We start from the raw sequence: 13,134 nt of genomic DNA on the forward strand, positions 1-13,134 counted from the left end.
ATGACGATACTTATTTTTACGTTAATTCTTCTTGTCGGAGCATTTGCGGCAGGGCTTTTAGGATCTTTAACCGGACTTGGAGGTGGAGTGGTTCTGATTCCTCTTCTTACGCTGATATTTAATGTGGATATAAGGTATGCTATAGGCTGTGCTTTGGTAGCTTCTATAGCGACATCCTCTGGTTCGGCTGCTGCTTACATTAAAGAGGGGATTACGAATATCAGGATAGGTATGTTTCTTGAAATTGCAACCACAACAGGCGCAATTATCGGAGCTCTTATCGCTATTTATACGCCTACAAATCTGGTCGCAGTGATTTTCGGTGTCGTGCTCTTATTCTCGGCACTCATGGCGCTACGAAAGAAAAATGAGGATGCGCAAACCGAAGATAAAAGTATCCTGGCTTCCAGGCTCAAATTGAACGGAACATACCCTACTCCAAATGGTATAGTTACTTACAAAGTAAGCCGGGTGATTGGGGGCTATTCCCTGATGACGATTGCAGGTATTACCTCAGGTCTGCTGGGGATTGGTTCAGGCGCTTTAAAGGTTCTGGCAATGGATACTGTGATGCGGATTCCCTTTAAAGTGAGCACAACGACGAGTAATTTTATGATTGGTGTAACTGCTGCAGCTAGTGCGGTGGTATATTTGCAAAGGGGTTATATTGATCCAGGTTTGGCTATGCCAGTAGTTATCGGTGTTTTATTCGGATCGTTTGCAGGCTCGAGAATTTTGGTTAAAGCAGATGTGAAAAAGTTGAGGTTACTTTTTAGTGTGGTAATTGGCTTCCTTGCTTTGGAAATGATATATAATGGCTTAATGGGTAAGTTATGAAGAGTTTATTTCAAACCGATAAAGATGTTGCTTCAGTAGTAGGTCAGTTATTACGGGTGGGTGTAGTCACATCCAGTGTGATTGCTTTGATTGGGGGAATTATTTATTTATTCGCCCATGGTGCTGATACGCCTCATTATACCGAATTTATAGGTGCACCAAAAAATCTAAGACATATTAATGGAATTATAGATGGTCTGTTGGTATTGGATGCAAAGGCAATTATTCAAACTGGTATATTGGTCTTGATAGCCACCCCAATACTGCGGGTGTTGCTTTCTGCAATAGCCTTTGCGATAGAAAAAGACTATCTGTATGTGGTTATTACCTTAATTGTTCTTTCCATCATTGCTATTGGTATGTTTGGAGGGCTGGCAGGATAATGAAAAAGGGACCTATAGGGATATTTGATTCAGGATACGGAGGATTGACCGTATTTCAAGAAATTGAAAGCCGTCTACCTCAGTATGATTTTGTTTATTTGGGTGATAATGCACGTGTACCCTACGGTACGCGATCGTTTGAAACCGTGTATCAATATACATGGGAATGTGTGCAGCATTTGTTTGCAATGGACTGTAATCTGGTAGTTCTTGCCTGTAATACAGCATCAGCAAAGGCCTTACGTTCTATCCAGCAAAATAATCTTCCTTTGTTTGATCTCGATAAACGAGTATTAGGGGTGATCAGACCGACGGCTGAAGTAGTTGGCGCTTATACGAAAACAAGGAAGATTGGCATTTTGGCTACACAGGGTACGGTTAGTTCCCTGTCATATGTAATTGAAATCAATAAGTTTTTTCCGGATATACAAGTCTTTCAGGAAGCCTGTCCCTTATGGGTTCCCCTGGTAGAAAGCAATGAGTTCAATACGCCGGGTGCTGATTATTTTATTGAGAAAAATCTAGATAACCTGTTTAAGCAATCTCCGGATATTGATACTGTGGTATTGGCGTGTACGCATTATCCATTACTCATTAATTCGATCAAAAAGTTTTTACCTGACGGGGTTCGCCTGGTTTCCCAGGGTAAACTTGTGGCAGAAAGTCTGGAAGATTATCTGGAAAGACATACCCAGTTGAGGGATTTTTGCTCTTTGGGAACCCGCCGTGATTTCTATACTACTGGTGCTGCAGATGACTTCAATGAAAAGGCTACCCTATTTTTAGGCCATGGGGTAGAGTCAAAACATCTGCCACTTTAAGCCATTTCTGTTTTTTTATGCTGCAAATTGGTTATTTTTGCAAAAACTTAATCTCGACTTCCCTTTAATTTCTTTAAAATGAATATCTCTACAACATATAGTCCTATTGAAACAGAAGACAAGTGGTACAGCTACTGGTTAGAAAAAGGTTTTTTCCATTCTGAACCTGATGAACGTGAGGCCTACACGATTGTGATTCCTCCGCCAAATGTTACCGGTGTTTTACATATGGGGCATATGCTGAACAATACCATTCAGGATGTGCTGGTAAGAAGAGCGCGGATGCAGGGTAAAAATGCATGTTGGGTTCCGGGTACAGACCATGCTTCGATAGCTACTGAAGCTAAGGTAGTTGCCATGCTGAAAGAACGGGGTATTGCCAAGAAAGATCTGAGCAGGGAAGAGTTTTTGAAATATGCCTGGGAGTGGAAAGAGAAATACGGTGGTATTATCCTGAAGCAACTGGAGAAACTGGGAGCTTCCTGTGATTGGGAAAGGACTCGTTTTACGATGGATGCCGATCTATCGGTAGCTGTTACGGATACGTTTATTCATTTATACAATAAGGGATTAATCTATCGTGGGATCCGGATGGTAAACTGGGATCCACAAGGGAAAACAGCGGTTTCGGACGAAGAGGTTATCCGTAAGGAAGTAAATCAGAAGCTTTATTATATCAAGTATCCGGTTGTGGGTACAGCTGATTTTATTGTCATCGCTACTACGCGGCCGGAAACCATCATGGCAGATAGTGCAATATGTGTGAATCCTCTTGATGAAAGGTATACGTATTTGAAAGGTAAAAAGGTTATAATTCCTCTGGTGAACAGAGAAATACCTGTTATTGAGGATGAATATGTAGAAATGGAATTTGGTACGGGGTGTTTAAAGGTGACTCCGGCGCATGACTTGAATGACTATGAGCTGGGTGTTAAACATAAACTTCCTGTTATTGATATTTTGAATGATGATGGTACTTTGAATGAAAAGGCCGTTATTCTGGTTGGTGAAGATCGTTTTATAGCACGTAAAAAAATTGCTAAGCTACTTGATGAAGCTGGCTTACTGGAGAAGGTGGAAGATTATAAATCGCAGGTTGGTTTTTCTGAACGAACTGATGCGGTTATTGAGCCCCGCCTTTCCTTACAGTGGTTTTGTAAAATGGCCGATATGGCTAAACCGGCACTGGATTATGTGCAGGATGGTGAGGTGAAACTAATTCCGGAAAAGTTTGGTAATACCTACCGTCATTGGATGGAAAATGTGAAAGACTGGTGTATTAGTCGCCAGCTTTGGTGGGGACAACGGATTCCTGCCTGGTATAATACGAGCGGGGAATGGGTGGTTGCTGCAACAGAGGAAGATGCTGTTTTAGCCTTTAATAAGTTGGGTCAGGTTAGTGAAAACCTGGTTCAGGATGAAGATGTGGTAGACACCTGGTTCTCTTCATGGTTGTGGCCAATGTCTGTTTTTGACCCATCGGTTTGCGGACACCCGGATGCAAAGGGTAATGCTGATATCAATTATTATTATCCTACAAATGACTTGGTTACTGCCCCTGAAATCTTGTTTTTCTGGGTAGCACGCATGATCATTGCAGGTCATGAGTTCAGAGGTAAAGCGCCTTTTGAAAACGTATATCTGACTGGTATTGTACGGGATAAGCTGGGTAGAAAGATGTCTAAATCATTGGGTAATTCTCCTGATCCGATTGAGCTTATCAACCAATATGGCGCAGATGGTGTGCGTGTGGGGATGCTTCTTTGCTCTCCTGCAGGTAATGACCTGATGTTTGATGTTTCGTATTGTGAACAGGGGCGCAATTTTGCCAACAAGATTTGGAATGCATTTAAGTTGCTCAAAGGCTGGTCTGAAAATACAGTAACTGTTGAGAATGCGGACAATAAGGTAGCCATCGCCTGGTTTGAGAGTCGTTTTGATGAAGCTTTGGTAGAAATTGAGAGTCATTTCGCTTCGTATCGTTTGTCTGAGGCTTTAATGGCTATTTATAAATTGGTATGGGATGATTTCTGTTCCTGGTACCTGGAAATGGTTAAACCTCCTTATCAGCACCCTGCTGATCTTGAAACAGTGGAGGCTACTACTGTTTTCTTCGAGAAAATATTAAAACTGCTTCATCCTTTTATGCCTTTTCTTACTGAGGAGCTGTGGCATGACGAGATTTTTGGTGCACGTGAGGAAATGGATTGTTGCATCGTGGCAGCGTATCCTAAAACAGCAGCAACAGATGAGAAGCTTTTGAAGGAGTTTGACGCAATTAAAAAGGTGGTTTCTGAGATTCGTAATATTCGGAACAGTAAACAGATTTCTCCTAAGGACCCTTTGCCTTTAGCGATTAAATTGAATTCAGAGATTGACTATACCAGTTACCTGTTTATTTTAAATAAACTGGCTAATTTAAGTGAGATCGTTTTTGTTGATGATCAGCCCAAAGGTGGGGCATCATTTATGACTGGGCGTGATGAGTTTTTTATCAGCCTGGACGGTAATGTTGATCCATTGGTTGAGTTTGACAGGATGTCTAAGGAATTGGTTTACCTGGAAGGCTTTTTGAATGTAGTGAATAAAAAACTTTCTAATGAACGGTTTGTTCAAAATGCAAAACCTGAAATAGTAGCGAATGAGCAAGCAAAACAAGCGGATGCAGAGGCTAAAATTTCTATATTGCGAGAAAGTATTAAAACACTGCAAATTTAATCTGTATATGAAGCATTCCGTATATTTAGTCGTATTAGTTGTTCTTTTTGGTTGTCAGCAACAGGGAAAAAATGTGCAGACAAAGAAGAAAGTAAAAGAGGTTGTGGTGGATTCTGCTGTTCTCATTTCATGTGAGGGGGTAGGGGAGATCAAAATGAATTTTTCTTATGCAGACCTGAAAAATAAAGTAGGAGCCAAGGCCTTAACGGAACATGAAAATTCAGTTTATGGAAAGTATACCACAATCTGGGAGAATACGGCTAAACAGTTGAATGTGTATTGGAAACAAAAAAGCCAACCTTTTAAAGCCATTAAATATTTAGAAGTGAGTAGTCCGGATTCCCCTTATGAAACTCAGGATTCCTTGCGGATTGGTTTAGACTTGCGGAGTCTGGTGAATAAGAATGGGAATATGCCATTGACTTTCAGGAACTTTTATGCGCAGGAAAATAGCGGACTTGTAACTAGTTTTAATGGAGGAACACTCGAGAAAAATAATCCTTGTGTAGCGGGTGTATTAGAGTGGACCAGTCAGGAGAATGTATATAAAGCAGATTACGATGCTTTTAAAAAGCAGGAAATAGTTGAATCTTACGAAAAGATCCTGGATCATATTGAAGTACGTCTGAGTAGTATCAGAGTATTAAGTAAATGATGAATTTTAAATTAAGATTTTATGAAACGATTGTTATACCTGCCTCTATTGTTTCTTTTTTCATGTACAAATAATTCGACTCAGAAGTTACCTTCAATTGCAGGATTGGGTGAATCAGACTTAAAGAATTCTTCCGAAATAACATGTTGGGGAATTGGTGAAATTGAATTGGAGGACTCATATGCCATTCTGGTTGAAAAGGTTGGAGCGAAAAATTTAAAACAAGATTCCCTTTTTGAAGAAGGGGTCTTCCAAGGGATGGTGACCTCTATTTGGAAAGGTAATGCTAAAGAGATTGTTGTGCATTGGAAAGAGAAAAAAGCACCTTTTATAACAATTGAGGCATTGGAGATTGCTCATCCTTCGTCTGTGTATCACTTTATAAATGGCATCAGGATAGGTACAACACTTTCTGAACTAGTTAAGCTAAACGGAGGAAAGGATTTTTCTTTATGGGGCTTCGGTTGGGATCACGGGGGAAGAATTAAAGATTTCGATAATGGCTCACTTTCAGGTGATCTGCCCTGTTTTAATGGGGTGTTAGCATTGCCAGATGCTGCTATAAAAGAAAAAGAGTTAATGGGTGACCGGTTAATTCAAGCCTCTACTATTTTGTTAACTACATATGATCCGGCTCTAGTTAACATCCAGGTTAAAAATGTTGGCTAATTGAGATCCGTATAGTGCGGAAGACTCTCAAGAAAAGTATAACTCTTATGCTCAAAGTCGATCTGACAATAGTAATGGTTTAATCCATTGGTTACTGCTAATAATGGAATACGATGTATGATATTATATCTTGCAATCTGATCAAAAACCTTTTGATCTATCTTAACTCCAGGAGCTTTACATTCGATTAATAGTATTTTCTGTCCCGATGAATTATAGGCAATAAGGTCTGTCCTTTTTTGTAACGTATTCAATTTTAGTCCCCCTTCTAATTTAATAAGTGATTTGGGATAGCCTTTTTCCTGAATGATATACTGAACGATATGTTGCCTTACCCATTCTTCAGGTGTTAATACCAGGAACTTTTTCCTTATATCATCGAAAATATAGTTGGTGTCTTTTATCTGTTTTATTTTAAACGGATATACAGGTAGATTGAGTTTAACAGGATCAAATTGCACGTTTCAAAATTGGTAAAAAAAAATGATTTTTCAGCTTTGCCAATTCTGATGTATCTTAGCCTTATTCTATGACGGCTTCCGCATTATTAAATGATCTTAAGGCACGCAAGTTTAAGCCTGTTTATCTTTTCCATGGAGAGGAAGCGTATTATATTGATCTTTTTAGTGATTATATAGAGAAGAACTTGCTTTCCGACGCAGAAAAGGGGTTTAACCAGACTGTTTTTTATGGAAGGGATGTCGACATGATGACGGTATTGAACTCTGCAAAGCGTTATCCGATGATGAGTGAGTTTCAACTTGTGTTGATTAAAGAAGCACAGGATATGAAATGGGGCAAGGATACGGATGATAAGAAAAGTCAGGACCCGTTACTAGCTTATCTGGAGCGTCCGCTGGCGAGTACTATTCTGGTATTTTGTTATAAACACGATAAGTTCGATAAGAGACGGAAGTCCTATAAAGCTTTTGAAAAGGCGGGTGTGGCTTTTGAATCTGCCTCTATTTACGACAATAAAGTACCAGGCTGGGTAGAAGATTATGTAAGGGAAAAGGCGTACAGAATGAATCCTCGCGCCTCTGCGATGATCGCAGATTATTTAGGAACCGACCTTTCCAAGATTTCCAATGAGCTGGATAAATTAATGCTCAATATTCCCAAGGGAAATGAAATTACTGCAGAAGATGTACAGGATAATATTGGGATTAGTAAGGAGTATAATGTTTTTGAGCTACAGACTGCTTTAGCGAAAAGGAATGTAATTAAGGCCAGTCAGATTATTACTTATTTTGCTTCGAATCCAAAGTCTAACCCTATACAATTGATTATAGGTGCATTGAATACCTGGTTTACCCGGATTTTGAAGTTCCATTATATAACGGATAAGAGTCAGCAAAATGTGGCTAAAGTGCTGAGTGTAAATCCATACTTTGTAAAAGACTTTGAAATGGCGGCTAAAAACTATGAGTTGGGTAAAGTATTTGATATCATTAGCTTGTTGCGGGAATACGACTTGAAGACCAAAGGAGTGGATTCTACAGGTAATACAGATAATGGTGAGTTAATGAAGGAATTGGTTTACAAAATCATTCATTAAACTAGTTCTGCACTAAGACTATCTTTATGTTCATGAATCTGCAAAAAGACTGCTCCTAATTTCTTTAGGTAAATAAGAGGATCAATGCGTATGTATTACTCTTGCAATCTTAAGAATTTTTTTTTGAACCAGTTTTGTAAAAATTAAAGCTAACTAAGGCCTAATTGAAGAGTAGTCTTTCTCCCATTTTTAGTTCATTGAAGTTGCCCTGATCATAAGCTAAATGTCCGGATACGATAGTATGAGTGACAGATGATCCGAAAGTATGTCCCTCGAAAGGACTCCACTGACATTGAGAAAGGAGATTTGATTTTGTTACCTGATTGCTTTTATTCAGGTCAACGAGTACCAGATCGGCCCAATAGCCTTCCCTAATAAATCCTCTTTTTTTTACATTAAAACAAATGGCAGGATGATGTGCCATTTTCTCCACGACTTTCTCTAATTGAATTTTTCCTTCCTTGACCAGATCAAGCATGGCTGTAAGTGCATGCTGCACTAATGGGCCACCTGAAGGTGCATGGGAATAGTCCTGGCTTTTTTCTTCAATGGTATGCGGTGCATGGTCCGTAGCAATGATATCTATTCTATTATCCAGGACCGCTTGCAGAATAGCATCCCGATCGGTTACCGTTTTAATAGCAGGGTTCCATTTTATCCAGTTTCCTTTTGCTGCGTAATCCTGATCAGAGAACCAGAGATGATGAATACAGGCTTCCGCAGTGATGCGTTTTTCATGAAGAGGCAAGGTGTTTTCGAAAAGGCTGGTTTCAATTGCAGTCGAGATATGCAGTACATGCAAACGGGTGTTGTGTTTTTTTGCAAGTGTTACTGCGCGTGAGGATGATTTGTAACAAGCTTCAGCACTACGGATCAAAGGGTGCATCCATGGTTCTAAATGCTCACCATACTTTGCTTTAAATATCTCCAGGTTATTCCTGATGGTACCTTCATCTTCGCAATGTGTTGCTATCAGCATAGGAGTGGAAGAGAATAAGGCTTCCAATGTTTTTTCGTCATCAACAAGCATATTTCCTGTAGAAGAACCCATGAATACTTTGATGCCACATACATCTCTTGCATTGGTAACCAGCACTTCTTCCAGATTCGTATTGGTAGCACCCATGAAAAAGGAGTAGTTTGCCAGGGAATGTTTTGCACCAATGGCATATTTATCGGCTAGCAGTTGTTGGGTAACGGTATTGGGCACGGTATTGGGCATCTCCATAAAGGAGGTGATGCCACCTGCAACAGCAGCCCTGCTTTCGGAGTAGATGGTCGCTTTATGGGTTAAACCAGGTTCACGGAAGTGGACCTGATCGTCTATACAACCGGGTAAAAGATGTAATCCTTCTGCATTAATTTCAAGATCTGCTTTACGTTCTATTGCTTCATTGATTTGTTCAATGAAGCCGTTTTTGATAAAAACATCGGCTTGAAAGGTCTTGCCTTCATTGACGAGGGTAGCAGATTTGATGAGAATAGATGACATATATAGAAAGATTATTAAAAGCGAAGTTAAGCAATTATCAATCAGTGGGCATTGGTCGTAACTAAATAGTATCTTTGCTGAATGCCTTCTTTCGAAGATTTTAAATTAAACCGGCAAATTTTGAATGCAATTGCCGATGCTGGGTATACGGAACCAACGCCAATACAACAGAAAGCAATCATGCCAATTCTTTCTGGTCAGGATATTATGGGTATTGCACAGACTGGTACCGGTAAAACGGCAGCCTATGTTTTGCCTATTCTCATGAAGCTTAAATATGCTCAGGGAACAGATGCTCGCGCCTTAATACTTGCTCCTACCCGGGAGTTAGCGATGCAGATTGAACAAAATATAAAAGAATTTGCGAAATATACCGATCTGCGTACGGTAGTGATTTATGGTGGATTGGGACCAAAGACTCAGATTGAGCAAATTGCTGCCGGACTGGATATTTTAGTAGCAAGTCCCGGTCGTTTTCTTGATCTCTATCTGGAAGGACATATTTCTACCAAGTTTTTGCAGTTTCTGGTTATAGATGAAGCGGATAAAATGATGGATATGGGATTTATAGGATCTATCCACCGGATCCTGGAAGTCGTTCCCCGCAAACGTCAGAACCTATTGTTCTCTGCAACTATGAGTGAACTGGTACATAAGATCTCGGGTGACTTTTTGAAGTTTCCTACTATCGTAGCGGTTGATCAATCAGCTACTCCAGCGGAAACAGTGAGGCAGTTGATCTATTATGTGCCCAACTTAAAAACAAAAATCAATTTACTGCAGCATCTGCTTAAGAATGTGGAGGAGTTTCATAAGATCATGATCTTTTGTAAAACCAAAACTGTAGCAGATAATATCTTTAGCTACCTGAAGAGGAGACATGGGGAAGATCAGGTTAAAGTTATTCATGCCAATAAGGGACAGAATACACGGATAAACTCTATTAATGCATTCAAGGAAGGTGAAATTAGAATTCTGGTTGCAACAGATGTGGCTTCCAGGGGGATTGATGTAACGAATGTGAGTCATGTAATTAATTTTGATGTGCCGATCATTATTGAAGACTATGTGCATCGGATTGGTCGTACCGGTCGTGCTTTGAGTACCGGAGATGCGATCACTTTTTGTAATGAAGCTGAGCATTATTATGTGCGGAAGATTGAAAAGCTAATCAGGCAGCAAATTCCTAAGGCGGAGATTCCTGAAGGTGTTTTTATCGAAGAGACCCCTTATGAGGAAAAGCAGTTTATTGCCAAGGAGATAGATTTACAGAAAAGAAAGGATGATCCTGATTTTAAGGGTGCCTTTCATGAAAAGAAGTTCGCTATAGCCGCTAAGCTAAAAGCTGAAAGAGGTTATCAGGGAGGCGGCTCAGGTGGTAAGAGTTCGGGAGGAAAGTCACCTAAACATCACTCTTCTCGAGGGGGTAAAAAAAGATAATGGCTATAAGGTTAACCCCTTTAAATATTACTTCTTCTGCTTTGCTGGTTACCATTGGATACACCTTTTTAGATGCTGAGCAAACCACTGGATATAGCCTCAGCATCTGGTTATTGTTCAGCCTTTTTTTTCTCAGCACCTGCTCTGATATTCTTTTTAGGGGAACAATTAAAGATTTAAAACGTATTTGGTTGATAGAACTGCTCTTTGTTGTTCTGATTGCAGCATTAACGCTTTTGTTAAAGCGTATTTAAGGAAAAACAGTCATGGGTATGTTCTCCTGATTGTAATGTAAAATATAGAGATGAAAAAAGCAGAAATCAAAATTACGGTAGAGTTAGACGACAATAATGTGCCTGAAAATATAACCTGGGAATCTACAGATGCAGAGACTCAGGAACGGTTAGCAGCAAAAGCGATGATGCTTTCCTTATGGGATCATAATTATAAAAATGCGTTGCGGATTGATCTATGGACGAAAGAGATGCCAGTAGATGAGATGAAGCGCTTTTTCTATGAGACCTTGCAGACGATGGCCGACAGCTTTCTCAGGGCTACAGGAGAGACAAATATTGTGGAAGATCTCCGCGATTATTGTGCGCATTTTGCAGAGAAAATGGAGATTAAACAATAGGTTTGTCCTGTTTTAAACGTTATCATGAAATCAAAAAATTATTTCGGTCTTTGTGGTTCATTCCTGGTAATTTCAGGAGCGTTGAGCCCTTTAATTCATATTCCAGTAATAGGAAACTGGAATTACCTGGATTTGCATACTGGTTTAGCAACCGTCGTATTAATTATTGCTGCTATTGGAGTATTTGCTTCCTTATCCGGACGTAGTGGATTATTAAAGTTTTTAGGCTGGGCAGAATTGGTTCTGGTGCTTTTAACCCTTTCCGCTGTATATTTTAAAGTAAATGACTCATTCAGTTTCATTCCACTTAAGAGCTTAACCCGGGTAGCCGTAGGCCTTGTGCATTATAAATGGTTGGGATGGGCACTATTAGCCCTTGGTTCGGTTGTAATGATTGCCTCTGGATCATCAGGAAAGAAGAAAATTTAGAATAACAGTTTTTGTCCTTGTTTGGTGACTTTAGCTTCATGTTTAAGAAGCCATTTTTTGCGCCATAGTCCTCCGGCATAACCAACAAGATCACCCGAACTTCCAATAACACGATGGCAAGGAATGACTATAGCTAGTTTATTCCTTGCATTTGCATTTGCTATCGCCCTGATGGCTAATGGTTGTTTCATGAGTGTTGATAGTCGGGCATAGCTGATAGGAGTTCCTGCAGGTATCTCGCAAAGATTCGTCCAAACCCGTTGTTGGAAGGGAGTGCCCTGAGGTAACATAGGAAAGTCAAAAGTTAGGCAGTCGCCCTTGAAATAGGCGTTCAACTGTGATTTACAAAGTTCTATTACAGCATTAGTGTTTTCTGGAATTGGGTTACGATCTGTTGACGCAGCACTATTACTGTTAAAGATTTCAATTATCAGTTTATTATCTTTTCCATTGTTAATGTTTTTTGATACTGCTTGCCTGTCATCAATGGATCCTAATTCTTTTTTGGAACATTCTGTTACTCCTTTATTATCTTCAAGAGAATGAATTTCATTAGTAGCCTTTTTATGTATTGCCTTAGTATTATCCAAAATATATACATCATCCTTTTTAATTTCTTGTGCTGTTATACTGTGTTCAAATGAACCAGGGTTAGCGCTGTTTTTAAGAATTAATTCACTCTTCTCCAAAAATTTGATTTCATAAACAGCCGTTTCAGTAGCATAAATACCGATATCTCCCAGTGGACTTTTTATTGTTGATGAAAACTGTGGCTCCATACACGAATATAAGTATTTCAGAAGGAAGAAGGTTATCTTTGTGTTATGGATTTAATGGGACAGGTGGGGTTTCTTATCAGGAAAGAGATCGTATTGGAATGGCGTTCAAAATATGCATTGAATGGGATACTGTTATATGTAGTATCAACCATATTTGTCTGTTACCTGTCATTCAAGCAAATTAATCCGGTAACGTGGAATGCTTTATTCTGGATCATTATGTTGTTTGCTTCGGTGAATGCTATTTCAAAGAGTTTTTCCCAAGAGAATTCAGGAAGGCAATTGTATTATTACACCATAACGAGTGCCAGGGCGGTAATTCTATCCAAAATTATTTATAATATTCTGCTGATGTTAGTGCTGTCCTTGATAGCTATCATCTTTTATACCCTGGTTTTTAGTAACCCTATTGGTGACCCCTGGTATTATCTCTTGTCCGTCGTTATCGGCAGTATAAGTTTCGCTTCAGTTTTTACTATGATATCAGGAATATCCTCAAAAACAGGTAACAGCAGCGCATTAATGGCCATATTGAGTTTCCCTATAATTATACCCTTGCTGATGGTATTAATTAAGTTTTCAAAGAATGCGATGGATGGATTGGATAGGAGTATGAGTTATAATGAAATGGGTGTTCTGGCTGCTATAAATATTATTATAATTACGGTGTCGTTGTTGCTTTTCCCTTTTCTTTGGAAGGACTAATAAGCGCTTTGAAT

At 39.5% G+C, this 13,134-nt stretch carries 15 protein-coding genes; 12 read left to right on the top strand and 3 right to left on the bottom strand.

Annotated elements, in window-relative coordinates:
• From ADIARSV_RS09305 to ADIARSV_RS09330, 6 genes are all read left to right on the top strand, one after another.
• On the top strand, nucleotides 1-837 hold the full coding sequence (locus ADIARSV_RS09305; RefSeq protein WP_016195234.1) for a sulfite exporter TauE/SafE family protein: 837 nt from the start codon (nucleotides 1-3) through the stop codon (nucleotides 835-837).
• Nucleotides 834-1,220, top strand: coding sequence for a DUF1634 domain-containing protein (locus tag ADIARSV_RS09310; RefSeq protein WP_016195235.1), 387 nt, complete (start codon nucleotides 834-836; stop codon nucleotides 1,218-1,220). Before ADIARSV_RS09305 ends, ADIARSV_RS09310 begins: the two co-directional genes overlap by 4 nt.
• Nucleotides 1,220-2,041, top strand: coding sequence for a glutamate racemase (murI, locus tag ADIARSV_RS09315; protein ID WP_016195236.1), 822 nt, complete (start codon nucleotides 1,220-1,222; stop codon nucleotides 2,039-2,041). The genes ADIARSV_RS09310 and murI overlap by 1 nt, the downstream gene beginning before the upstream one ends.
• 78 nt (nucleotides 2,042-2,119) lie before the next feature.
• Nucleotides 2,120-4,759, top strand: coding sequence for a valine--tRNA ligase (locus ADIARSV_RS09320; protein ID WP_040299660.1), 2,640 nt, complete (start codon nucleotides 2,120-2,122; stop codon nucleotides 4,757-4,759).
• 7 nt (nucleotides 4,760-4,766) lie between these two features.
• Entirely contained in the window at nucleotides 4,767-5,414 is a 648-nt protein-coding gene (locus ADIARSV_RS09325; protein ID WP_016195238.1) for a hypothetical protein, read from the top strand.
• A gap of 21 nt (nucleotides 5,415-5,435) precedes the next feature.
• Nucleotides 5,436-6,083, top strand: a complete 648-nt coding sequence (locus ADIARSV_RS09330; protein WP_016195239.1) for a hypothetical protein — start codon at nucleotides 5,436-5,438, stop codon at nucleotides 6,081-6,083.
• On the opposite strand, the gene ADIARSV_RS09335 is transcribed toward ADIARSV_RS09330, so the two are convergent.
• On the bottom strand, nucleotides 6,080-6,544 hold the full coding sequence (locus ADIARSV_RS09335) for a type I restriction enzyme HsdR N-terminal domain-containing protein (protein ID WP_016195240.1): 465 nt from the start codon (nucleotides 6,542-6,544) through the stop codon (nucleotides 6,080-6,082). The genes ADIARSV_RS09330 and ADIARSV_RS09335 overlap by 4 nt on opposite strands.
• A 68-nt stretch (nucleotides 6,545-6,612) precedes the next feature.
• On the opposite strand from ADIARSV_RS09335, the gene holA reads away from it, so the two are divergent.
• Entirely contained in the window at nucleotides 6,613-7,641 is a 1,029-nt protein-coding gene (gene holA / locus ADIARSV_RS09340; protein WP_016195241.1) for a DNA polymerase III subunit delta, read from the top strand.
• Between the two features lie 160 nt (nucleotides 7,642-7,801).
• On the opposite strand, the gene ADIARSV_RS09345 is transcribed toward holA, so the two are convergent.
• A complete protein-coding gene (locus ADIARSV_RS09345; RefSeq protein WP_016195242.1) occupies nucleotides 7,802-9,133 on the bottom strand; it encodes a dihydroorotase in 1,332 nt (443 codons plus the stop codon).
• A gap of 81 nt (nucleotides 9,134-9,214) precedes the next feature.
• On the opposite strand from ADIARSV_RS09345, the gene ADIARSV_RS09350 reads away from it, so the two are divergent.
• Genes ADIARSV_RS09350 through ADIARSV_RS09365 form a run of 4 tightly spaced genes read left to right on the top strand, consistent with a single transcriptional unit; the run spans nucleotide 9,215 to nucleotide 11,636 of the window.
• The gene (locus ADIARSV_RS09350; RefSeq protein ID WP_016195243.1) at nucleotides 9,215-10,573 is read left to right on the top strand and encodes a DEAD/DEAH box helicase; all 1,359 of its coding nucleotides are present in this window, start codon (nucleotides 9,215-9,217) and stop codon (nucleotides 10,571-10,573) included.
• Entirely contained in the window at nucleotides 10,573-10,827 is a 255-nt protein-coding gene (locus tag ADIARSV_RS09355; RefSeq protein WP_016195244.1) for a hypothetical protein, read from the top strand. Before ADIARSV_RS09350 ends, ADIARSV_RS09355 begins: the two co-directional genes overlap by 1 nt.
• 50 nt (nucleotides 10,828-10,877) lie before the next feature.
• Nucleotides 10,878-11,207, top strand: coding sequence for a gliding motility protein GldC (gldC, locus tag ADIARSV_RS09360; RefSeq protein WP_016195245.1), 330 nt, complete (start codon nucleotides 10,878-10,880; stop codon nucleotides 11,205-11,207).
• Between the two features lie 24 nt (nucleotides 11,208-11,231).
• A complete protein-coding gene (locus ADIARSV_RS09365) occupies nucleotides 11,232-11,636 on the top strand; it encodes a hypothetical protein (RefSeq protein ID WP_016195246.1) in 405 nt (134 codons plus the stop codon).
• On the opposite strand, the gene ADIARSV_RS22480 is transcribed toward ADIARSV_RS09365, so the two are convergent.
• Nucleotides 11,633-12,415, bottom strand: a complete 783-nt coding sequence (locus tag ADIARSV_RS22480; RefSeq protein WP_016195247.1) for a methylated-DNA--[protein]-cysteine S-methyltransferase — start codon at nucleotides 12,413-12,415, stop codon at nucleotides 11,633-11,635. The genes ADIARSV_RS09365 and ADIARSV_RS22480 overlap by 4 nt on opposite strands.
• A 45-nt stretch (nucleotides 12,416-12,460) precedes the next feature.
• On the opposite strand from ADIARSV_RS22480, the gene ADIARSV_RS09375 reads away from it, so the two are divergent.
• A complete protein-coding gene (locus ADIARSV_RS09375) occupies nucleotides 12,461-13,120 on the top strand; it encodes a heme exporter protein CcmB (protein ID WP_040299666.1) in 660 nt (219 codons plus the stop codon).
• Nucleotides 13,121-13,134: the final 14 nt, after the last annotated feature.

Origin of the sequence: Arcticibacter svalbardensis MN12-7 (genome assembly GCF_000403135.1) — a bacterium.
Classification (GTDB): Bacteria; Bacteroidota; Bacteroidia; order Sphingobacteriales; family Sphingobacteriaceae; genus Arcticibacter; species Arcticibacter svalbardensis.

Coding starts and splice junctions, on each gene's coding strand:
- ADIARSV_RS09375 (WP_040299666.1), top strand. CDS start 12,461: ATGGATTTAATGGGACAGGTGGGGTTTCTTATCAGGAAAGAGATCGTA.
- holA (WP_016195241.1), top strand. CDS start 6,613: ATGACGGCTTCCGCATTATTAAATGATCTTAAGGCACGCAAGTTTAAG.
- gldC (WP_016195245.1), top strand. CDS start 10,878: ATGAAAAAAGCAGAAATCAAAATTACGGTAGAGTTAGACGACAATAAT.
- ADIARSV_RS09365 (WP_016195246.1), top strand. CDS start 11,232: ATGAAATCAAAAAATTATTTCGGTCTTTGTGGTTCATTCCTGGTAATT.
- ADIARSV_RS09325 (WP_016195238.1), top strand. CDS start 4,767: ATGAAGCATTCCGTATATTTAGTCGTATTAGTTGTTCTTTTTGGTTGT.
- murI (WP_016195236.1), top strand. CDS start 1,220: ATGAAAAAGGGACCTATAGGGATATTTGATTCAGGATACGGAGGATTG.
- ADIARSV_RS09310 (WP_016195235.1), top strand. CDS start 834: ATGAAGAGTTTATTTCAAACCGATAAAGATGTTGCTTCAGTAGTAGGT.
- ADIARSV_RS22480 (WP_016195247.1), bottom strand. CDS start 12,415: ATGGAGCCACAGTTTTCATCAACAATAAAAAGTCCACTGGGAGATATC.
- ADIARSV_RS09345 (WP_016195242.1), bottom strand. CDS start 9,133: ATGTCATCTATTCTCATCAAATCTGCTACCCTCGTCAATGAAGGCAAG.
- ADIARSV_RS09330 (WP_016195239.1), top strand. CDS start 5,436: ATGAAACGATTGTTATACCTGCCTCTATTGTTTCTTTTTTCATGTACA.
- ADIARSV_RS09320 (WP_040299660.1), top strand. CDS start 2,120: ATGAATATCTCTACAACATATAGTCCTATTGAAACAGAAGACAAGTGG.
- ADIARSV_RS09305 (WP_016195234.1), top strand. CDS start 1: ATGACGATACTTATTTTTACGTTAATTCTTCTTGTCGGAGCATTTGCG.
- ADIARSV_RS09350 (WP_016195243.1), top strand. CDS start 9,215: ATGCCTTCTTTCGAAGATTTTAAATTAAACCGGCAAATTTTGAATGCA.
- ADIARSV_RS09355 (WP_016195244.1), top strand. CDS start 10,573: ATGGCTATAAGGTTAACCCCTTTAAATATTACTTCTTCTGCTTTGCTG.